This window comes from Flavobacterium chungbukense, from assembly GCF_020805785.1.
GTDB classification, from domain to species: Bacteria; Bacteroidota; Bacteroidia; order Flavobacteriales; family Flavobacteriaceae; genus Flavobacterium; species Flavobacterium chungbukense.
Genome location: NZ_JAJGZV010000002.1, coordinates 417,264 through 439,171 on the forward strand (window position 1 = coordinate 417,264; position 21,908 = coordinate 439,171).

Annotated in this window: 23 protein-coding genes; 9 read left to right on the plus strand and 14 right to left on the minus strand. The window is 33.0% G+C overall.

Annotation, left to right across the window (positions count from 1 at the left end):
* Positions 1-257: 257 nt before the first annotated feature.
* Together LL966_RS07040 and LL966_RS22755 are read left to right on the plus strand one after the other, a co-directional pair.
* A complete protein-coding gene (locus tag LL966_RS07040) occupies positions 258-1,436 on the plus strand; it encodes a pectate lyase family protein (RefSeq protein ID WP_229351650.1) in 1,179 nt (392 codons plus the stop codon).
* A gap of 24 nt (positions 1,437-1,460) precedes the next feature.
* Positions 1,461-1,574 carry a T9SS type A sorting domain-containing protein gene (locus LL966_RS22755; RefSeq protein WP_317207131.1) on the plus strand — a complete coding sequence of 38 codons (114 nt, stop codon included), beginning with the start codon at positions 1,461-1,463 and terminating at the stop codon, positions 1,572-1,574.
* A gap of 83 nt (positions 1,575-1,657) precedes the next feature.
* Here the strand turns inward: LL966_RS22755 and argH are convergent, their stop codons facing one another.
* The 10 genes from argH to LL966_RS07095 form a co-directional block, all read right to left on the minus strand.
* Positions 1,658-2,938 (minus strand): argininosuccinate lyase, encoded by a 1,281-nt coding sequence (gene argH, locus LL966_RS07050; RefSeq protein WP_229351652.1) that lies wholly within the window; start codon positions 2,936-2,938, stop codon positions 1,658-1,660.
* 264 nt (positions 2,939-3,202) lie between these two features.
* The gene (locus LL966_RS07055) at positions 3,203-4,273 is read right to left on the minus strand and encodes a M20 family metallo-hydrolase (RefSeq protein ID WP_229351654.1); all 1,071 of its coding nucleotides are present in this window, start codon (positions 4,271-4,273) and stop codon (positions 3,203-3,205) included.
* A gap of 281 nt (positions 4,274-4,554) precedes the next feature.
* Positions 4,555-5,328: an acetylglutamate kinase gene (gene argB / locus LL966_RS07060; protein WP_229351656.1), complete on the minus strand. Its 774-nt coding sequence runs from the start codon at positions 5,326-5,328 to the stop codon at positions 4,555-4,557.
* A 100-nt stretch (positions 5,329-5,428) separates the two neighbouring features.
* On the minus strand, positions 5,429-6,376 hold the full coding sequence (locus LL966_RS07065) for an N-acetylornithine carbamoyltransferase (RefSeq protein WP_229351659.1): 948 nt from the start codon (positions 6,374-6,376) through the stop codon (positions 5,429-5,431).
* Between the two features lie 88 nt (positions 6,377-6,464).
* Complete coding sequence (gene proB / locus LL966_RS07070; RefSeq protein ID WP_229351661.1) at positions 6,465-7,226, minus strand: glutamate 5-kinase; 762 nt, start codon at positions 7,224-7,226, stop codon at positions 6,465-6,467.
* A 98-nt stretch (positions 7,227-7,324) separates the two neighbouring features.
* On the minus strand, positions 7,325-8,518 hold the full coding sequence (locus tag LL966_RS07075) for a glutamate-5-semialdehyde dehydrogenase (protein WP_229351664.1): 1,194 nt from the start codon (positions 8,516-8,518) through the stop codon (positions 7,325-7,327).
* Positions 8,519-8,603: 85 nt separating this feature from the next.
* Positions 8,604-9,743, minus strand: coding sequence for an aspartate aminotransferase family protein (locus tag LL966_RS07080; protein ID WP_229351666.1), 1,140 nt, complete (start codon positions 9,741-9,743; stop codon positions 8,604-8,606).
* A 160-nt stretch (positions 9,744-9,903) separates the two neighbouring features.
* Positions 9,904-10,881: an N-acetyl-gamma-glutamyl-phosphate reductase gene (gene argC / locus LL966_RS07085; RefSeq protein ID WP_229351668.1), complete on the minus strand. Its 978-nt coding sequence runs from the start codon at positions 10,879-10,881 to the stop codon at positions 9,904-9,906.
* Positions 10,874-12,067 carry an argininosuccinate synthase gene (locus tag LL966_RS07090; RefSeq protein ID WP_229351670.1) on the minus strand — a complete coding sequence of 398 codons (1,194 nt, stop codon included), beginning with the start codon at positions 12,065-12,067 and terminating at the stop codon, positions 10,874-10,876. The genes argC and LL966_RS07090 overlap by 8 nt, the downstream gene beginning before the upstream one ends.
* A gap of 54 nt (positions 12,068-12,121) precedes the next feature.
* On the minus strand, positions 12,122-12,769 hold the full coding sequence (locus LL966_RS07095) for a GNAT family N-acetyltransferase (RefSeq protein ID WP_229351672.1): 648 nt from the start codon (positions 12,767-12,769) through the stop codon (positions 12,122-12,124).
* 202 nt (positions 12,770-12,971) lie between these two features.
* Here LL966_RS07095 and LL966_RS07100 point away from each other — a divergent pair, with 202 nt between their 5' ends.
* A complete protein-coding gene (locus tag LL966_RS07100) occupies positions 12,972-13,139 on the plus strand; it encodes a hypothetical protein (RefSeq protein ID WP_229351674.1) in 168 nt (55 codons plus the stop codon).
* Between the two features lie 99 nt (positions 13,140-13,238).
* Here the strand turns inward: LL966_RS07100 and LL966_RS07105 are convergent, their stop codons facing one another.
* Positions 13,239-15,503, minus strand: a complete 2,265-nt coding sequence (locus tag LL966_RS07105) for a M1 family metallopeptidase (protein ID WP_229351675.1) — start codon at positions 15,501-15,503, stop codon at positions 13,239-13,241.
* Positions 15,504-15,687: 184 nt separating this feature from the next.
* On the opposite strand from LL966_RS07105, the gene LL966_RS07110 reads away from it, so the two are divergent.
* From LL966_RS07110 to LL966_RS07120, 3 genes are all read left to right on the plus strand, one after another.
* Positions 15,688-16,539: an aldose 1-epimerase family protein gene (locus LL966_RS07110; protein WP_229351679.1), complete on the plus strand. Its 852-nt coding sequence runs from the start codon at positions 15,688-15,690 to the stop codon at positions 16,537-16,539.
* 10 nt (positions 16,540-16,549) lie between these two features.
* Entirely contained in the window at positions 16,550-17,098 is a 549-nt protein-coding gene (locus LL966_RS07115; RefSeq protein WP_229351682.1) for a GNAT family N-acetyltransferase, read from the plus strand.
* Between the two features lie 115 nt (positions 17,099-17,213).
* On the plus strand, positions 17,214-17,768 hold the full coding sequence (locus LL966_RS07120; RefSeq protein WP_229351684.1) for a DUF3575 domain-containing protein: 555 nt from the start codon (positions 17,214-17,216) through the stop codon (positions 17,766-17,768).
* A 3-nt stretch (positions 17,769-17,771) separates the two neighbouring features.
* Here the strand turns inward: LL966_RS07120 and LL966_RS07125 are convergent, their stop codons facing one another.
* Positions 17,772-17,996 carry a VF530 family protein gene (locus LL966_RS07125; protein WP_229351687.1) on the minus strand — a complete coding sequence of 75 codons (225 nt, stop codon included), beginning with the start codon at positions 17,994-17,996 and terminating at the stop codon, positions 17,772-17,774.
* 108 nt (positions 17,997-18,104) lie between these two features.
* Positions 18,105-18,761, minus strand: a complete 657-nt coding sequence (locus tag LL966_RS07130) for a porin family protein (RefSeq protein ID WP_229351689.1) — start codon at positions 18,759-18,761, stop codon at positions 18,105-18,107.
* 139 nt (positions 18,762-18,900) lie between these two features.
* Here LL966_RS07130 and smpB point away from each other — a divergent pair, with 139 nt between their 5' ends.
* The 3 genes from smpB to LL966_RS07145 all read left to right on the plus strand — a co-directional run bounded on the left by smpB (position 18,901) and on the right by LL966_RS07145 (position 21,169).
* Complete coding sequence (smpB, locus tag LL966_RS07135; protein WP_229351691.1) at positions 18,901-19,356, plus strand: SsrA-binding protein SmpB; 456 nt, start codon at positions 18,901-18,903, stop codon at positions 19,354-19,356.
* Positions 19,357-19,441: 85 nt separating this feature from the next.
* Positions 19,442-20,080, plus strand: a complete 639-nt coding sequence (locus LL966_RS07140; RefSeq protein ID WP_229351693.1) for a hypothetical protein — start codon at positions 19,442-19,444, stop codon at positions 20,078-20,080.
* Positions 20,081-20,161: 81 nt separating this feature from the next.
* A complete protein-coding gene (locus LL966_RS07145) occupies positions 20,162-21,169 on the plus strand; it encodes a helix-turn-helix domain-containing protein (protein ID WP_229351696.1) in 1,008 nt (335 codons plus the stop codon).
* Between the two features lie 28 nt (positions 21,170-21,197).
* On the opposite strand, the gene LL966_RS07150 is transcribed toward LL966_RS07145, so the two are convergent.
* On the minus strand, positions 21,198-21,839 hold the full coding sequence (locus LL966_RS07150) for a protein-L-isoaspartate(D-aspartate) O-methyltransferase (protein WP_229351699.1): 642 nt from the start codon (positions 21,837-21,839) through the stop codon (positions 21,198-21,200).
* Between the last annotated feature and the right edge of the window lie 69 nt (positions 21,840-21,908).

A 21,908-nucleotide genomic window follows, 5' to 3' on the forward strand; every position in this document is an offset into this window, starting at 1 on the left:
GGATATTATTTAAACTTGTAATATCAAATATATGTATTTAGCATGAATTTTCTCCTTTTTGAGCAAAAGCTTTTCTGCAACAGTAAATTATTGAATAAAATCTAAAATTTTATATAGTGTAAAAACAACACTTATTATTCTTAAAATCAAACCCTTAAATATAAATATTTGATAATTTTATTTGAAATTATTTTTATTCTTATACATTTGTGCAATCGATTACATTAAACTATTAAACCACAAAAAACCACACTTAAATGAAAACAAAACTTATACTATTGGCATTACTTCTGCCTTGCTCCTTTCTTTTCGCACAAAACTATTTTATGAGTGCCCCAGAAGGATTTGGAGGTTCTGCAACTGGCGGAGGAAGCGCCACTCCAGTCACCGTCTCTACATTAGCTGATTTAACTGCAAAATTAAAATTGACTACTCCACAAGTCATTTTGGTTTCAGGCACTATTAGCTGTACTTACACTAGTTTGCAGGTAAACGATAAAACAATCATTGGACTACCTGGAGCACGCTTAGTCAATTTAGATCAAACTGCGGCTGGCTCAGGAATTTTAAGTTTAAAACCAGGATCAAACAATGTTATTATTAGAAATTTAATTTTTGAAGGTCCAGGCGCCTACGATGTAGACGGACGTGATAACCTTACTTCTGAAGCTACAAATATTTGGGTAGATCATTGTGAATTTCAAGATGGAATGGATGGTAATTTTGACAATAAAGGTGCTGCAGATAACGTAACTGTTTCTTGGTGCAAATTTACTTATTTGAAAACTCCAAAAGCTGGAGGTTCTGGCGGAGCCGATGATCACCGCTTTTCTGATTTAGTTGGTTCTTCTAAAACTGATGCTCCATCTGACGGACATTATAGCATCACTTTTAAAAACTGTTACTGGGCAGAAGGATGCAAAGAAAGAATGCCAAGAGCCAGAAATGCCGAACTTCATATTTTAAACTGTTATTACAACACATCTGTTTCGGGATCACTTGCTATTGGTTTAGGCGGAGGAAGCAACAATACAACTTGTTACGTTGAAGGAACAGATTTTGCCAAAATCGGAACTGCTTTTAAAAGTTATATAAGCACAGATGGCGGTACAATTGGTGTTGCTTTTACAGATTGTCTAAATGCGCCTGCAAATTCAGGAACTACGATATCAAAACCTTCTTATGCCTACAGTGTTTTGCCAATTGCAAATGTAGCTGGATATATTTCAAATGCTTCTTGCGGTGCTGGAGCAACACTTCAAGTTACTACTCAAGGCGCCTTATCTACGAGCTGCAACAATTTGGGCTTAAATGATAATGCAAACAATCTGGATTTAAAATATTATCCTTCTGTTATAAATCGTCTTTTGAATATTGATTTTTCAAATTCTGACAACGGGATTGCTAAAGTAGATTTATTTTCTTCTAATGGATAAAAAGTATATTCGCATTCAAAAAATATTACTCCAGATGAAAAATTAGAATTAAGCGTCGGAAATCTTGCAAAAGGTATTTATGTATGCAAAGTTCAAATAGACAACCGAAGCAAAACTTTTAAACTTGTAAAAAACTAAAGAGTTCTCATAAAAAAAGGTCATTGAAACAAATCAATGACCTTTTTTACTTTTTACAGCTCACTTTTTACATGTAACAAAAACTAAAAAGCAGCTTTCATTTTATCTTTAATTGCATCTAAACATAAATTGTTGATACTGCCTTCGTGCGTATGTTTAGTTTGTTTTGGAGATTTATACGTTCCTGCTTCCAATTGTTCTGCAACGGCTTTGTAAGCATCTCTAAACGGCATTCCTTCTATCACCATTTCATTTAAAGTATCTACCGTGAACAAGTAATCGTATTTTTTATCTTCTAAAATATGATCTTTTACTGTAATATCTTTTATTGAAAATATGGCGATATCCAAACAAGATTTTAAAGTTTGAATTGCTGGAAATAAACCTTCTTTTAGAAGCTGTAAATCTCTGTGGTAACCGCTTGGAAGGTTATTTGTAATTAAAGTGATTTCGTATGGAAGCGCCTGAACCTTATTGCATTTTCCTCTGATTAATTCGAAAACATCCGGATTCTTTTTATGAGGCATAATACTAGAACCTGTTGTAAGATGCGCCGGAAGACCAATAAAATCAAAGTTCTGACTCATATACAAACAAACGTCCATCGCAAATTTTGACAACGTTCCTGCAACACTTGTCATAGCAAAAGCAACAGTTTTCTCTGCTTTTCCACGACTCATTTGTGCCGCAACGGCATTGTATTTTAAAGTTTCAAAACCTAATTCTTTTGTCGTAAATGTCCTGTTGATTGGGAATGAACTACCGTAACCAGCAGCAGATCCTAACGGATTCTGATCTACAATTTTTGAAGCGGCGTTCAACATCGTTACATCATCAATTAAACTTTCTGCATAAGCTGAAAACCACATTCCGAAAGACGATGGCATGGCGATTTGTAAATGCGTATAACCTGGCAATAACACGTTTTGATGTTTTTCTGCCGATTCCATCAACAGATCAAAAAGTGTTTTTACTTGTTCTTTAATCGCTTTTAATTCGTCTTTTAAATACAAATGAACATCTACTAAAACCTGATCGTTACGAGAACGCGCGGTGTGGATTTTCTTTCCTGCATCGCCTAGTTTTACCGTTAACAGATATTCTATTTTAGAATGCACGTCTTCGAAACTGTCTTCGATTTCAAAATTTCCAACTACGATATCGGCAATAATTTCGTTTAAAGCATCAACTAAAGAAGTGGTTTCTTCAGCTGTTAATAAACCAATCTGTCCCAACATTTTGGCATGAGCGATTGAACCTAAAGCATCGTATTTTGCTAAAACCAAATCCAGTTCGCGGTCGTTTCCTACTGTGAATTGTTCGATTTGTTTATCTGTTGGTATTCCTTTTTCCCAAAGTTTCATAAGATGTATGTTTTTTGTTTCACAGAGATACTCAAAGTAAGCTCAGAGATTCACAAAGTTTCTTTTTTTACGTAATGTTTCTCAATTCCTGAGAGTTATAGCCCCGATAGTCCCGAAGTTTCGGGAGAAATCCTTTTTCTGGCTTCTTTAGCCAGGAAAAGATTACTTCACTTAATTTTTATTTCAATCGGAGTTCAGTGAACTTCGTTTGGAACGGATAGCGGGATTAGCTCCTAAATCCTTCGACTACGCCCAGGATAACAATTATAATTTAAAGAAATCGGTTAGTATTTTAATATACAAGTCGACTCCTTCTTCAATTTCATTTACAAAAATAAATTCGTCTGCTGAATGCGAACGTAACGTTTCTCCAGGTCCTAGTTTTAAAGACTGACAGCTTAAAACGGATTGATCTGAAAGTGTTGGCGAACCATACGTTGTTCTTCCTAAAGCAATTCCTGCTTGAACTAAACCGTGCGCAACTGGAATTGATGATGCGTTTAAATGCATAGATCTTGGTGTTACTTCGGCATTTACGTTTGCTTTCACCACTTCCAAAATTTCAGCATTTGTATAACGATCTGTTACACGAATGTCTACAACCAAATCACATTCTGAAGGCACTACATTATGCTGTTTTCCAGCATTAATCTGCGTTACGGTCATTTTTACGGGACCTAAAACATCTGAGATTTTGTCGAATTTATAGTTTTTAAACCATTCCATTACTGGAATTGATTTGTATAATGCATTATCGTCGTTTTGATGTGCTGCGTGACTTGCGGTTCCTTTTACTTTTACGTCAAGAACCAATAAACCTTTTTCAGCAACTGCTAATTGCATTAATGTTGGTTCGCCTACAATCGCACAATCTAATTCTGGCAAATGCTTTAAAACGCTGTTTAATCCATTTTTTCCGCTGCTTTCTTCTTCGGCAGAAGCCACAATAACAATATTATGTGATAAGTTTTGATTTTCGTAAAAATGTACAAATGTTGCCAATAATGAAACCAAGCATCCTCCTGCATCATTACTTCCTAAACCAAATAATTTACCGTCTTTTTCAATAGCTTTAAACGGATCGTTGGTGTACGCTTGATTTGGTCGTACAGTATCGTGATGTGAGTTTAGTAAAAGTGTTGGTTTATTTTCGTCGAAATATTTGTTGAAAGCCCACACATTATTGTTTTCTCTTTTAAAAGGAATCTCGTTTTGATTGAACCAATTTTCGATTAAAAGAGCCGTTTTATCTTCTTCACTTGAAAATGAAGGTGTTTCGATTAAGCTTTTTAATAAACTAATTGCTTCCTGAGTAAGCGTATTTATATTTTTCATTTTTTATTAGGTTCTGAGGCTATCCCGATAGCTATCGGGACTGAGATTCTAAGTTTTTTAAACAATCTTAGCCAGAAAATTTATCTGCGCAAATTTCTAAAATTAAATTCTAAAAGTACTGCGCGGTGCTGTTTTTTTGCCACTAATTGCACGAATTTTCACAAATTACTTTTTTGTGATAGATTTAAAATCAAAATAAGCTTTCTAATATAATTCTAAAATTATTTTCTCAATTAATAGCAAAAATTAGTGTCAATTTGTGTAATTCGTGGCGACATCTTTTATAATGTAATAGTTGTATGCGGAATATCAGGATTTTGAAGCATTCTGTGATGTCCAATTTTGATTTTCTGCACACCTCTTGATAAACTATTGAAACAGTTATCCAATTTCGGAATCATTCCGGAATGGATTACTTTTTCTTCTTTTAGCTTTTTGTATAATGCTTCATTGATTTCTGTTATAACAGATGAATCGTCTTCTGAATCCTGCAAAACACCTTGTTTTTCAAAACAATACGTTAGCGTAACATCAAAAACTTCAGATAATGCAATTGATAATTCGCTTGCGATTGTATCAGCATTTGTGTTTAATAACTGTCCGTTTTTGTCGTGTGTAATCGCGCAGAAAACAGGAACAACTCCAGCTTCTAATAAAGTGGCTAATAATTTAGTGTTGACTTGCTTTACATCACCTACAAATCCGTAATCGATCGTTGGGTGATTTCTTTTTGTGGATTGAATTAAATTTCCATCCGCACCAGAAAAGCCAATTGCGTTATTGTCTTTCGCCTGCAATTGCGCCACAATATGTTTATTGATTTGTCCAGCGTAAATCATGACCACAACATCAAGCATTGGAGCATCTGTAATTCGACGTCCGTCAATCATTTGCGGAACCAAACCAATACTCTGAGCCATTTTTGTAGCCGATTTTCCACCGCCATGAACTAAAACTTTGTAGCCTTCAATTTTAGAAAAATCAGTTAAGAATTGTTCTAATTCTGCTGGATTGTCGATGATGTTTCCACCTATTTTTATTACTGATACGTTCATTACTTATAAGGTTCAAAGAGACAGAGTAACAAAGTTGCAAAGTCTTTTAGAAGGTTTAAGCCTCTGTCACTTTGTAACTTTGATTCTTTGTCACATTAATTTACAATTTCTTAAGAATCTTTTGTAAAACTAATTGTGCTGAATAAGTTCTATTATTCGCTTGTTCGATTACTATTGAATTTTCTCCATCTAAAACTTCATCGCTTACGATTACGTTACGACGAACAGGAAGACAGTGCATGAATTTTCCGTTGTTGGTTAAAGCCATTTTTTCAGCTGTAACCGTCCAATTTGGATCGCTGTTGGTTACTTTTCCGTAATCGTTGAAATTACTCCAGTTTTTAACGTAAACGAAATCGGCATTTTCAAAAGCCTTGTCCTGATTATATTCGATTTTACAGTCTTTTGTGATTTCTGGACTTAATTCATAACCTTCTGGATGCGTGATTACAAAATCCATATCTTTTTGCATCTGCATCATTTCTACAAATGAATTCGCAACCGCCTGAGGCAACGCTTTTGGATGTGGCGCCCAAGAAAGCACTACTTTTGGTTTGTGTTTCGTTTTATGCTCTTCCATTGTAATCGCATCTGCTAAAGATTGCAATGGGTGACGAACAGCGCTTTCCATGTTTACAATTGGCACTGTAGCGTATTTCAAAAATCCTGAAATTACAGTTTCTTGATAATCTTTTTCTTTGTCAACCAAACCTGCAAAAGCACGGATTGCGATAATATCACAATATTGAGAAACTACTTCTGCCGCTTCTTTAATATGTTCTGAAGCACCAGAATTCATTACTGCTCCATCTTCGAATTCTAATGTCCAGCCTTCGTTGGTAAAATTCATTACCATAACATTCATTCCTAAATTTAAAGCCGCTTTTTGAGTACTCAAACGCGTTCTTAAACTTGGGTTGAAAAATAACATCCCAAGAGTTTTATTCTTTCCTAAACTTTGATTTTTAAGCGGGTTCTTTTTGATTTTAATCGCTTGTTTTACCCATTTAGATAATGAGTTGATGTCTTTTATTGAAATATAGTTCATTTGTTTTTTTAATTATTTTAGATAATGTGATAATTAGAAAATTTGATAATTGCTTATTATCTAATTCAATAATTTTCTAATTGACTCATTAGATTATTTTAGTAAACGGAATTTCGTTTTTTAATGCCTTTAAAATAAAATTATCATTCAATCCATTGACAATCCAGGTTTCAATATTGGCTGCTTTTGCGATTCCGGCTGCTTCTATTTTAGATTGCATTCCTCCTGTTCCGTGTGATGATTTTGATTCGCCGATTTCTTTTTCAAGCGACTTCAAATCATTTACCAATTTAATTGTTTCCGGATTTTCATCGTGAATTGAATTCTTGGTATAAATTCCATTTGTATTAGTGGCAATTATCAAAATATCAACATTTAAAAGAACAGCTGTCAAAGCTGCTAATTTGTCGTTATCTCCAAATCGAATCTCATCTGTGGCAACGGTATCATTTTCATTGATAATCGGAATGTAATTGTTTTTCACCAATACATTAATGGTATTTACAATGTTTTTTTTGGTCTGGTCTTTTTCGAAATCAGAATAAGAAAGTAAACACTGCGAGGTATTTAATCCTAAATCTTTGAAATTTTCATTGTAAATCCGCATTAAATGAGGCTGTCCAATTGAGGCCAAAGCTTGCTTTACAAAAACATCTTTATCCTGATTATCCAGCTTTACAAATTGCTTTGCCGCCGCAATTGCTCCAGAACTTACGATGATAAATTCATATTCGTCGTTTAAAGCCGCAATCTGTATTCCGAGGTCTTCAATCTTTCCCCGCGAAATATGATTGGTTTCTTTGGTTAAAGTATTACTTCCTATTTTTAATAAAATCCGTTTTTTTGTCATTTTATTTAAAGATACTAAGGTTCTAAGATGCTGAAATTCTAAGTTTTTTTTTAGAATTATCTAATTATCTAATTGCCTCAATTTTCATATTATCTCAATTACCTAATTTGTCCTTCTCCATACACGTACCATTTGTTTGTTACGAGATGTTGAAGACCAATTGGACCTCTTTGGTGAAGTTTATCGGTACTTATTGCTAATTCGCCACCAAGTCCGAATTGTCCTCCGTCTGTAAAACGGGTTGAAGCATTTTGGTATACTGCTGCAGCATCTATTGCTTCCATAAATTGTTGTGCCGTTTCGTCGTCTCTTGTTATAATTGCTGCAGAATGTCCTCCACAGTATTTATTAATCATATCGATTGCATGATCCTGAGAATCGATGGTTCCAATTACAATTTTATAATCTAAAAACTCTTCGTACCAAATATCTTCGTTTTGAAGTGTTTTCGTGTTTTCGAAATTCTCTAATGATTTATCTACAATAACTTCTACTTTTGCTTCTATTAAAGCCTCAATCAGCATTGCTGTGAAGCCTTCAAAATTAGGAAGTTTCGAATCAATCAAAACTTTATCCAAAGCATTACAAGCTGAAATTTTAGCTGTTTTGGCATTCAAAATCACTTTTAAAGCCAAATCAGTATCTGCTTTTTCATGAACGTAAACAAAATTATTTCCTCGGCCGCTTACGATTACGGGACAAGTTGCATGCGCTTTTACAAACTCAATTAGTTTTTCTCCTCCTCTTGGAACAATTAAATCCACTTTTTGAGTTGGTTTTTCTAAAAACGCCTGAGTTTCTGTTCTGTTGTAATTCAGATATTCTACCCAGTCTTTCGAAACTCCGTTTTCTTCTAAAGCTTTGTGCCAAAGACTTACGATTTTCAAATTTGATTTTAAAGACTCTTTTCCTCCTTTTAATAAAATCTTATTTCCGGATTTAAAAGCAATTCCACCTGCTTCTATTGTAACATCTGGACGAGATTCGTAAATAATTAAAATCGTTCCGAAAGCAGCGGTTTTATTAATGACTTTTATTCCATTATCATGAGTAAAATGAAAACGCTCAACACCAACGGGATCTTCTTGAGAAGCTAATTGGTTTAATGATAAAATCATTTCGTCAACTTTTTTATCATCTACTTTTAGGCGTTCTTCCATCGCTAAATCTGAACCGTCATAATCTGCAAGATCTTCCTGATTGGTCAAGATTATCTCATTCCGCTCCTGCTCGACCAGCTTTGCCATAGAGCGCAAAACTGCATTGCGTGTTTCAATTGATAATGGTTTCATTTTTTTGGTTTAATTGGTTAATCGTTAATTCGTTTAATCGATTAACCAGTTAAACGATTAAACGAATTAACAGTTATAGGCAAACTTATTTTTTAAGTTCTTCTAAACTTTCTTTTAAAGCTTTTACAAACGTATCGATATCAGCTTTTTTCACAGTCAAAGGCGGTAAAATCCTTAATAGATTCTTATTGTTTGCGCTTCCTGTAAAAATGTGCTTTTCGATAATTAATTTCTTTCTTAAAGCTGCTACATCAAAATCAAACTCCACTCCAAGCATTAATCCTTTTCCTTTTACTTGTTTGATTCCGTCTACTTCTTTGATTTTTTCTAAGAAGTATTCATAAATTTCATTTACATTCTTCTGTAAATCAAGTTTTTCAATTACATCAAGAACTGCAATTCCAGCTGCACACGACAAGTGGCTTCCGCCGAAAGTTGTGCCTAATAATCCGAAACTTGCTTCAAATTTTGGAGAAATTAAAATCGCTCCAACAGGGAAACCATTCCCCATTCCTTTTGCAACTGAAATAATATCAGCGTTGATTCCGTGATGTTGAAACGCGAAAAATTTCCCGCTTCTTCCGTATCCTGATTGTACTTCGTCTAAAATCAAGACAACATCGTGTTTTTTACATGTTTTTTCTAAAGCCTGAAAAAATTCGGTTGTTCCTTGATCTAGACCTCCAACTCCTTGAATTCCTTCTATAATTACTGCTGTAACATCGCCTTTAGCCAATTCAGCTTCAACTAATTCAATTTGGTTTAAGGGCAAAAAAGTAACTTTCTGCTGTGCGTTTAATGGCGCAACAATTTTTTTGTTATCTGTAACAGCAACAGCCGCAGAAGTTCTTCCGTGGAAAGAATTATCAAAAGCTACAACTCTTGATTTTCCGTTGTGGAAAGAAGCTAATTTTAAAGCGTTTTCATTTGCTTCAGCTCCAGAACTGCATAAAAACAATTCGTAATCTTCTAAACCAGAAAGTTTTCCTAATTTCTGTGCCAATTCAACCTGCAAAGGATTCTGAATCGCATTCGAATAAAAACCTAAGTTATCTATCTGATTCTTCAATTTAGCTACATAATCCGGCTGTGTGTGTCCGATCGAAATCACACCATGTCCGCTGTATAAATCTAAATATTCTACTCCTTTGTCATCAATAATTGTACAATCTACAGCTTTTACAGGAGTTATGTCGTATAATGGGTAAACGTTGAATAAGTTCATTTTTTATTTTGTTTATTTTGTTTCAGGTTTCATGTTTCAAGTTACTCACTGAACGTGAAAACTAAAACTTCAAACCTTAAAACTAGTTATGTTTCTTCGTATCCATTTCGAGTCACGCACAGAACGTGAAACCTGAAACTTTAAACTTGAAACTAAAAAATTAAAATCCGCTTGGTTTCAAATGTAAACCTGTGGTTTCTTCTAATCCGAACATTAAATTCATGTTTTGAATTGCTTGTCCCGAAGCACCTTTGGTTAAGTTATCAATAATTGATGTTATGAGAACCCGGTTTCCTTTTTTCAATAAACTGATGATACATTTATTCGTTTGCACCACTTGTTTCATATTGATGTTTGTTGTGGTAATGGTTACAAAAGGTTCATTTTTATAAAACTCTTCATATTTCGCAACTAATTGTTCCAAACTATCATCACATAATGTATAAAGCGTTGCAAAAATTCCTCTTGGAAAATCTCCTCTGTTCGGAATGAAAAGCAATTCGCTGTCAAAATCGTCTTGCAATTGAACTAAACTTTCTCCGATTTCTCCCAAATGCTGGTGTTCAAATGCTTTATAATGCGACATATTGTTGTTTCTCCAACTGAAATGAGAAGTTTCTGAAAGACCTACCCCTGCACCTGTACTTCCAGTTGTAGCGTTAATATGAACATCATTATTCAATAAATTATGTTCTGCTAAAGGCAATAAACCCAATTGAATAGCTGTAGCAAAACAACCAGGATTTGCAATATAATTTGCTTTTTTAATTTCGGCTTTATTGATTTCAGGCAAACCGTAAATAAAATCCTTTCCTTCGAAATGAGCATCTTTATTCAATCTGAAATCGTTTCCTAAATCGATGATTTTGGTATGACTCGCAAATTGATTTTCTTTCAAAAATGAAATTGATTTTCCATGACCTAAACACAAGAAAACTACATTCACATTTGGATTAATTTCAGCTGTAAAATTCATTTCAATATCTCCCATCAAATCGTGGTGCGCCACAGAAAGTGGTTTTCCAGCGTTTGTTGTACTGTAAACAAAATCAATGTTTACGTTTGGGTGATACATTAAAATTCTGATGAGTTCTCCGGCCGTGTAGCCCGAACCACCAATAATTCCGACATTAATCATGATCTAATTGATTTACAGATGAAAATATATTTTGTGCATTTCCAAGAATCTTGATAAATCCTTTTGCATCATCAGATGTCCATGCATTGTTCATTTCTCCATATTGACCAAAACCTGTGTTCATCAAATCGTTTTTAGATTCGATTCCGTCAAGTGAGAAATGATATGGTTTTAAAGAAACTGTTACCGTTCCATTTACTGTTTTTTGCGTGTCTTGCAAGAAAGTTTCAATGTTTCTCATCACTGGATCTAAGAACTGACCTTCGTGAAATAACATTCCGTACCAGTTTCCTAATTGTTCTTTCCAGTATTGCTGCCATTTTCCAAGAGTATGTTTCTCTAATAAATGGTGCGCTTTGATGATAATTAACGGAGCTGCAGCTTCAAAACCAACTCTTCCTTTAATTCCAATAATCGTATCTCCAACGTGAATATCTCTACCAATTGCATAAGCACTTGCCAGTTTTTCAAGAGCTACAATATTGTTTGAAGGTTTATCTGTTTTTCCGTTTAAACCAACTAATTCTCCTTGTTCAAAATGAAGTGTAACCTTTTCTTCTCCTTCTTTTTGCAATTGAGAAGGATAAGCTTCACTTGGCAACGGTTGGCTTGAAGTTAAAGTTTCTTTCCCTCCAACACTTGTTCCCCAAAGTCCTTTATTGATAGAATATTGTGCTTTTTCCCAAGAATAATGAACTCCGTTTTGAGCCAAATAATCAACTTCTTCTTGTCTTGATAATTTTAAATCTCTAATTGGTGTAATGATTTCAATTTCCGGAGCAATGGTTTGGAAAATCAAATCAAAACGAATTTGGTCGTTTCCTGCACCAGTACTTCCATGAGCGATTGCGGTAGCTCCTACTTTTTTAGCATATTTTATAGCCTCAATTGCCTGAAAAACACGTTCAGCACTTACTGATAATGGGTATGTATTGTTTTTTAATACATTTCCGAAAATCAAGTATTTTATAGCTTTATCGTAATATTTATCTAAAATGGTTAAGTTGGCGTGTTGTGCACTTCCTAACTCGTAAGCTCTTTTTTCGATTGCTGATAATTCTTCAGCAGAAAATCCTCCTGTGTCTACAAGAACAGTATGAACTTCGTATCCTTTTTCATTTTTTAAATATTTCAAACAATACGAGGTATCTAATCCTCCGCTATAAGCTAATACTACTTTTTTCATTTTTTATAATTTAGGCTAATACTTTCGTGTTTAGCAGTTTGAGATTTCTTTTGATTAAATTTTAAATAAAAAAACAAATGACAATAATTTGTTTAAGAATAATGCCTGTTTAATTTTTTTAAGTCTGCTTAAAACAGCCTCGTTAAAAGGATGTCTCGGCGGTGTTTTTTGTTTTTCTTTTGGGTCATATAACATTCCGGTACAAAGGCACATTTTGTTTTCTTTGCTTTGTAAAATCGGGAAGTTAGTACAGGTTTTACAGCCTGCCCAAAAACTTGGATCGGTAGTCAATTCAGAGAAAGGAACTGGTTTATAACCTAGTTCAGAGTTAATTTTCATAACCGCCAAACCAGTTGTGATTCCGAATATTTTAGCATCTGGAAATCTTTTCAAAGAATAATCAAAGACTTTTGATTTTATTTTTTTTGCCAAACCATGGCTTCTATAATCTGGATGTACAATTAATCCAGAATGAGCAACAAACTTTCCATGCTGCCAGCTTTCGATATAACAAAAACCTGCAAATTTTCCATCAGCCAAAGCAATCATTGCATCACCGTTTGCCATTTTTTTCTGAATGTACTCAGGAGTTCTTTTAGCAATCCCCGTGCCTCTTAATAAGGCAGATGATTCTATCGTATCGCAGATTTCTTGTGCGAATTTGAAGTGTTCTTCCTGGGTAACAACAATAGAGATCTTCATTTCAATAATTGAAGTTTAGCGTTAAAAATTAAAGAATATTGATTCGTTTGAAATCCAGAATTGAATCCAATAAAAATAAACAAAATAGAAGTAACATTCTCAAAATCAAAAACTTGATCAAGAAAATTTACAAAATAATAAATACTTTTAGGATATGTTTGTCCAATGGACAAATTATGTGATTTCAAAATGAAAAATGGATATGAATAAATATACGGCTATAAAACTCAGTGAACACTATAGAGATAGTGTCCGTACTTCGGGAGAAGTAATCGGTGAGTTTGTCCGTGACAAAGAAGTTATATGTAAACTTGTTTTATTCATCGGTGCAAAATTACATTATTTTTTTATTTACAAAACAAAAAATTAAAATTCTAACATTTTTTTTACATTTTGTGAACAAACACAAAAAACAAAACCCGATAGCTATTCCTAACTATCGGGTTTTAAACTATTTAATGTTTTAATTTTAGTTCTTTGTAAAAGGAATTACTTGCCCGTTACCTAAAACAATCATATCAAAACCTGTTTTTGCTTCATTATATTTGAATTTCAAACCAGCTCCTTTAGACTCAAAGGTGTCTTTTTCGTTTTCTACTGGTTTAACTGAGAACTTAGGGAAATCTGTAATTTCTACATAAAGTGTACTGTTTTTCTCAGAAACCTCAATTTTAAGAGGCGCTCTTGAAGTTGAAAACATTCCAACATAAGGATCTAAAATTACGTCTTTTTCAACCTTGCTTTTTCCTGCTGTCCAAACATTGTTTGATGCATTATTATCTGGAAATGCGTGATCAGGATCTAAAGTGATACTTTCTATCTCTTCAGTAGAATTATGTTTGAAAGACCAGTCATTATTACGTTGCCAGATTTCTACAGGAAGATTAACTCTGGTTACTTTACCACTTTTTGTTTTAACATCTAAAACAATCGGCATTGGCATTTTATCCAAGTTTTCAACTGTAATAATCACTCCTTTTGCAGGATCATTTTTTACGTATTTGATAGAATTAATTCCTTGATCAAATCTCCAGTTATTTACAAACCAGCTTCTCCAGAACCAGCTTAAATCCTCTCCAGCTACATTTTCCATAGATCTAAAGAAATCATCTGGCTGTGGATGTTTGTAAGCCCAACGCTGAATGTAAGTTCTAAATGCAGTATCAAAACGCTCTTTTCCTAAAATCTGTTCTCTCAAAATTACTAAACCTGCACTTGGTTTAAAATAACACAACATTCCAATATTTTGTTCTTTCATATTGTCAGGAGAGCTCATGATAGTTTCCAAATCAGGTCTTGTAAAAGGCTCTGCTTGTTCATGTAAATCTGTTGCTGGCTCTTTATATTCACCATTATTAAATGCAGCAGTACTTAATGAATTAATAAAGGTATTAAATCCTTCGTCCATCCATCCGAATAATCTTTCGTTTGAACCCACAATCATTGGAAACCAGATATGCCCAAATTCGTGATCTGTAACTCCCCATAAATCTGCTCCTTTAGATTTCCATCCGCAAAATACAATTCCAGGATATTCCATTCCGCCTTCATTTCCTGCAACGTTTGTAGCCACTGGATAAGGATACTCAAACCATTGCTTAGAATAATGTTCAATAGATGCTTTTACATATTCAGTAGAACGTCCGTAAGCAGCCTGACCTGCACTTTCAACAGGATAAGCAGATAATGCTAGTGCTTTTTTACCACTTGGAAGATTAATTTTAGCTCCATCTAAAATAAAAGCTGAAGATGACGCCCAAGAAAAATCACGTGCATTTTTAATTTTATAATGCCATGTTTTATCTGTACCTGCGCTTAGAGCTGTATTTGCTTCTTGCTCAGAACGAATTGTTACCGCTTTGTCACTATTTGATGCCTCTTTGTATTTTTTAAAATGATCTGCAGAGAACACTTCTTGACCATTTACCAATTCACCAGAAGCCACTACAAAATGATTGCCTGGAACAGTCAACTTTACATCAAAATCACCGTATTCTAAATAAAACTCAGACGCACCTAAATACGGAGGAGTATTCCAACCTCTTACATCATCATACACGCACATACGCGGATACCATTGCGCAATTGTAAAGATTTTTCCGTTTTTAGTTTCTAAAACTCCCATTCTGTCCGATCCTTCAAATGGTGCGATGAACGAGAATTCTATTTTAATTTTTACAGAACCTCCCTTTGCAGCCAATTCTTGTGGAAGAAAAATCTGCATTCTGGTATCTGTAACAATATATTTTGCCTCAACTTCTGTTTTCGTTTTCCCGCCAGAAATTACTTTTACCGATTTAATTTTGTTACCGCCTTCAAAAACCTGACCTTGAGCTCCATTACGGCTTCCTGTTAAAGGTACCACAGCATTTCCGCGTGAATCTTCTTTAAATAAATTTTGATCTAAATTCAACCAAAGAAACCCTAATTTGTCTGGACTATTATTGGTGTAGGTTATCTCATCTGTACCTACAATTTCATTTGTTGTACCGTTTAATTTTGCTGTGATTTGATAATCGGCTCTATTCTGCCAATACTCAATACCAGGCTGACCGCTCGCTGTACGAGTTGAAGTCCCGTTTTTTGTGTAAAAATGAGGACCAAAGGCATCATGATAATTATAATTATTTACTGGATTTGTTGTTGTCGCTGACGGAGTTTGCTGCGCCCAAACCGAAGAAATCCCAAAAAATAAAGCCGCGGTTAAAATGGCTTTTGCACATTGCTTTTTCATATTTTTTAGCTGTTTATGTAGCAAATTAATGAAAAAAAAAGCTATTCACAGAGAAATTTCAAAACTTAAATTGAATTTTAGCAAAATTTTATCAATAAAATAATTTAGCTGATTTCTTAAAAAAGTAATTTTTATAAAATATATTTACATCACTGTAAAAATCATTCACTTTAGATCAACTATTTTGACTACAACAATTTCAAATTCAACGATAACAGCTTCTATAAAACATCTTGGAGCTGAATTAGTTTCTATAAAAGACAATCAAAACAACGAATATATATGGGAAGGAAATCCTGATTTCTGGGGTAAGCACTCTCCTGTTCTTTTCCCAATCGTTGGAACTTTAAAAAACAATACTTATAAAATCGATAATAAAGAGTACAATTTACCTCGCCATGGTTTTGCTCGCGAGATGGAATTTGAATTGATTGAAAAAAGCGATAACAAAGCGGTATTTTCTTTACAATCTTCTGAAGAAACTTTAAAGAAATACCCATTTGATTTTGAATTGCAACTTATTTATACTTTAAATGAAAATTCTTTAGAGATAGAATACAACGTTATTAATAAAGGAACAGAAAAACTACCTTTTTCAATTGGAGCACATCCAGCCATTGCGTTACCTGCTAGTTTTGAGGATTATGCTTTTGAATTTGAAAAAGAAGAAAATCTAAAATACTATCTTCTTGAAAATGATTTAATTTCATCAAAAACTGAAATTTTAGAAACAGAAAACAGAATTGTTCCTTTAAATTACGAGCTTTTCAAAAATGATGCTTTAATTTTTAAGACATTAGAGTCAAAATCTTTGACTATTCTTGAAAATTCAAAACCTTACATAAAAGTTGATTTTAAAGATTTTCCAAGTTTAGGTTTATGGACTAAAGAAAATGCTCCCTTTGTTTGTATTGAACCTTGGCTCGGCTATTCTGATACCGATGAAAATTCTGGAAATTTATACGAGAAAGAAGGAATTTTAACTTTAGAAGCAAACAAAAACTTTAAAGCAAAATTTAGCATTACTATACTTTAATATAACTAAGATGTTAGAATTCAACTTTTCTCCTTTCCCAATTATCGAAACAGAGCGTCTTCTTTTAGACAGAATTACGGATGAAGACGTAAATGAAATTTTTGAATTACGTTCAAATGCTGAGATAATGAAATATATTCCAAGACCATTAGTTCAAAATAATGAAGAAGCTTTGGAACATATTAAGATGATTCGAGATAAAATTGAGACCAACGAAGGAATTAATTGGGGAATTAGAATTAAAGACAACCCTAAACTAATAGGCTTTATAGGTTTTTACAGATTACAGCCTGAGAATTATAGAGCTGAAATTGGCTATATGATTCTACCTCAATTTCACGGAAAAGGATTTGTGCCCGAAGCTGTAAATAGGTTGATACAATACGCGTTTGAAGAGCTAAAACTACATTCTATTGAAGCAGTAATTGCCCCTGAAAATTATGCTTCAGAAAAAGTGCTTCAAAAATGCGGCTTTACTAAAGAAGCTCATTTTAAAGAGTCTGAATTTTATGGCGGTAAATTTCTAGACAAGGTAATTTATTCATTATTAAATAAATAGATTTAAACCTTAATTCTGATAAAAAATAATCTTGTTAAATATTGGTTAACCAGCAATACCAAGACTCTAGTTCCGTTATATTTGTGGCGAAAATTATTCCCCTCAAAAAAATACCATGAAAAAATTTTTTGCATTTACTGTTCTTCTTTTATCAATTCAATTACAAAGTCAGACTTTTATAAAATTCAATGGAGCAACTGCTTTACTTGCAATACCAAATATTGGAATTGAAACAAGTATTGGAGAAAAAACAACATTTAGTGCCGATGTAATGGCTTCTTTTTGGGAGTCTTTTGATGGCCATCACCCGATGAAATTTATTACTGTAACTCCAGAGATTCGTTATCATTTCAAAGAAAAATACAATGGCTTTTATGCTGGAGCTCATATAGGCGCAGATAAATACGAACTGCAAAAATGGAATTACTGGGATAGCAATAAATATGAAGATGGTTTTGGATACAGACTTGGAGCAACAATTGGTTACAATCTTAAATTAAACGATAAATTTTTACTTGATTTTTTTGTTGGCGGAGGCTGGCACCAAGGGTTTTATCATGGTAAATACAATGATGGAACTCCTGGAAGATATGAAAAGACTGTTAACTGGAATAAAAGTGGCGAATGGCTTCCATATCGTGGAGGAGTTATGATTTCTTACAAACTGTAAAAATCAACCTAATTTAGGAAGTGTTTTTAAATAAAGACTTTCAACTTTTTTACGAGCCCATTCTGTTTTTCTTAAAAAAGTAAGACTCGATTTTACAGTTGGATTAGAAGTAAAACACTTAATAGGAATCAATTCTCCTAAAGTATCAAAACCATAAAAATCGACTAATGTTTCAACAATTTTTTGAAGTGTAATTCCGTGTAAAGGATCTTTTGATTTATTTTCCATTTTATACTTTTTAAATACTATCAAAAAGACCGTACTGTAAAAAAGTACGGTCTTTCTTTTTATGCAAAATTACTAAATAGAATTTTACATCAATCAAATAAAGAATAATTAGAATAAGAATTTAAATCCAACTGAAATTGGAGAAGTCAAATTTGGAGCACTTCCTCCTAAAGCAGTATTGTAATAAGAATCAACATTAGCTACGTGAGCCAATCCAAAATTTGTGACAGTTGTTTTCTCTCCATTTTCTGGTTTTAAAGTTGTAGAAGTGAAATTTACTAAATCATAAGAAAATTCAACTGAGAAATTCTTAGTTACAAAATAATCAAAACCACCCGATACAGACACACCAACTTGATTTACTTTTAAGTTACTTTCTTTTTCTTTTCCAGTAATTACTGGTATTGCTGCTTGTCCGAAGAAATATAAAGATCCTGCCACATTCCAATATTTTCTAGCCAATGGCTGAATAACAATTAAATCTGTATTTCCTAGTGTTTTCAGATCTGGACTAACTCCATCAAAACCTTCCGATTTGATATTAATATAACCTATTCCCGCACCTACTGCTACAGATGGCGTAATAAATGTTCCCACAATTGGAAGAACGGATAAATTAGTTCCTTTTACGTCTCCAGTTTTAGTTTGCTGATAACCAAATTGGGAAGTTGCAAACCAAGCTCCTTTTAAGCCTTGAGATGCGTCTTGAGCTTTAGCAGTTAAACCAAATAACACAATACTCACTAATGTTACAATTTTTTTCATTTTTAAAGTTTATTTTAAATTATGAAACAAACTTAGCCGTAAGCTTTTCTCTCGGAAATGATTAAAATCATAGATTAAAAAAAAACTTTAATTATCTTGTGCAGTTATAAAGTTTTCAATTTTGTCTTACATTTGCATTATGTTAAAATCAGTCAATATATTAAATAAAAGAGCCCGATTTGATTATGAAGTAATCGATACCTATACAGCTGGAATCGTTTTGACAGGTACCGAAATCAAATCTATACGTTTAGGAAAAGCAAATATTACGGAGAGCTTCTGCGAATTTAGCGGGATGGAACTTTTTGCAATCAATACTTATATAGAAGAATATTCTTTTGGAAATCAGTTCAATCATAAATCTAGAAGCGAAAGAAAACTGCTTCTTAATAAAAAAGAATTAAAAACACTTCATAAAAGTGTTCAGGCAAAAGGATTGACCATTATTCCGCTAAAACTATTTACAAACGAGAAAGGTTTAGCCAAACTTCAGATCGGACTTTGTAAAGGAAAGAAAAACTACGATAAACGCGAATCTCTAAAAGAACAGGACACAAAACGCGATTTAGACCGCATTAAAAAAGCTTACAATTAGTAAGCTTTTTTTTATTTTCAGCACAAAGACTTATTTATTAGCATTTTATAGTTATTTTTACTTATAACCAATTTAACTGTAAAATATGAAAAAGTACTTTGTTTTGCTGATGGCAAGTTTTGCATTTTTAGGATGCGGCAGTAATACTTCAATTGTAAACAGTTGGAGAGATCCAGATGTCACTATTGCGCAAGAAGAATTTAAAAAAGTTTTGGTTGTCGCTTTGGTAAAAGACGAAGCCTCGAGGCGAATTATTGAAAACAGAATTGCAGCTAATAATCCGGTATTTAAAACTTCATATCAATATTTAGATGCCTCAAGCCAATTGACAAAGGAACAAAAGCTAAAAATTCTGCAAGATGAAAACTTTGATGGAGTTGTAAGTATGCGTTTAGTCAGTAAAGAAAAAGAAACTACCTATGTTCCTGGCACTTACACCGGAATGTATTACGGCGGATTTGACGGAATATATACCGGAATGTACGGATATGGTTTTGGTAATTGGTACGGAATGTACTCTCCTAATTTTTATGATCCAGGTTATTATCAAGAATCCACTTTGTATATGGTTGAAACCAATGTTTTTTCTCTAAAACAAAATAAATTAATATGGACAGGCACAACTGAATCGCAAAATGTGACCGATTTAGGACAAACTGTTGACGCTATAATGCTATCTGTAGTTAAAGAAATGAAAAAAGACGGATCTCTTCCTTCAAAATAAGAAATCAAAAGCAACTAAATAAAAGTTGCTTTTTTTACATAAATAAAATTGACTAAATTTGTCAAGACTAAATTATTCATAATGAAATCACTTCTAAAAAATGCTAGAGAGCAAAAAGGTTTAAAAACCCGCGAATTGGCGCAACTTTCAGGAATTGATCAGGCTTTGATTAGTAAATTTGAATCTGGAACAAGAAAACCAACCAAAGATCAAGTAACTAAATTGGCTCAACTTTTAGAAATTGATTACGAAATTTTAATGGTTGCTTGGCTTAAAGAAAAAATTCTTTATGAAATTGGGGATGAAGAATTTGCTTTGAAAGCCTTGCTTTTAGTCGAACAAGAAATTCAGAAAAATAAAAAAGAGTTGAATTCTGAATTACTTTCTTCTTATCAAATCATTTTAGATGAAATTGAAATATTAAAAACTAAAATTCAATCTTTTAACCATTTTGAATTACGTCAAATTTCAAAAACTTTAGAGCTACAATTTATTTTCAGCAGTATTCACTCAAACGGAAATTTATTAACACAAAATGAAATAAAATCTGTAATAAATGACGGATTGACTATTTCTGGAAAAAGTATGCAAAATCATCTTGAGGCAATAAACTTTCATGAAATACTAGTGTACATTAAAGATTTAATTCAAAAGAAAACTTTCTTAAACGAAAAAGACTTTCTAATTATTCATAATTTAATGTTTAGAGGAATTGAATCTGAGAATTTAGGAAAATACAAAAGTGATTCATTGATTTTGCGTGAAATGAATTTACTTTTCAATTGGTGCGAACTGCACAAAAATAATATTAACCCCATAATTCTTGCCTCTGAAGCTTATTTAAAAATACTTGAGATTAATCCGTTTGAAAATGGAAATCATCAAATGGCAAATTTGCTGTTAAATTGGATTTTACTTCAACATAATTATGTTTATGCCACAATTGAAGCTAATCAAAACAGCAAAGAAGAATATTTATCTGTTTTAGAAAAAAGTCAAGTCAAGAATGACAAATCGATTTTTATAAATTATATCTTAAAAATTGAAAAAGAAAATCTAAATCGAGCTATTCAATTAATTACAAAATAAAAGCCCAGCTTAAAACTGGGCTTTCTCATTAATTTTTATCTTCTAACAAAGGAACAAATCGAAATTCTCCAAACTCATGTTTCTCAAATTGCGTTTCATTCTTTCTAATCAATAAAGTCATAATCTGAACATCCTCTCCAAGCGGAATTACCAATCTTCCTCCGATTTTCAATTGCGCCATTAATGGCTGTGGAATAAACGGAGCACCTGCTGTAACTATAATACTGTCAAAAGGTGCAAAATTTGGTAATCCTTTGTAACCATCTCCAAAAGTAACATGTTTAGGACGAATATTTAATTTAGGAAAAAGATTTGATGTTGTTTTAAACAATTCATTTTGTCTTTCAACTGTATATACTTTCGCACCTAAAGCAAATAAAACTGCAGTCTGATAACCAGAACCTGTTCCAATTTCTAAAACTTTATGATCTTTTTTTACTTCTAATAACTGCGATTGAAAAGCAACAGTGTAAGGCTGAGAGATTGTTTGTCCTGCTCCTATAGGAAAAGCCTTATCTTGATAAGCATAATCTTCAAAACTTGAGTTTAAAAAAAGGTGTCTCGGGATTTTTTTTATCGCATCTAGAACTGCTTTATCAGTAATTCCTTTTTGCGATAAAGTCGTTACTAATTGATTACGAAGTCCTTGATGTTTGGCAGTATCTTTCAAAATAGGTTGGTTTTATTTTCGCAAAAATAAGAAACAAAACAGGATTTCAAATATTGATTTTTAAATAAT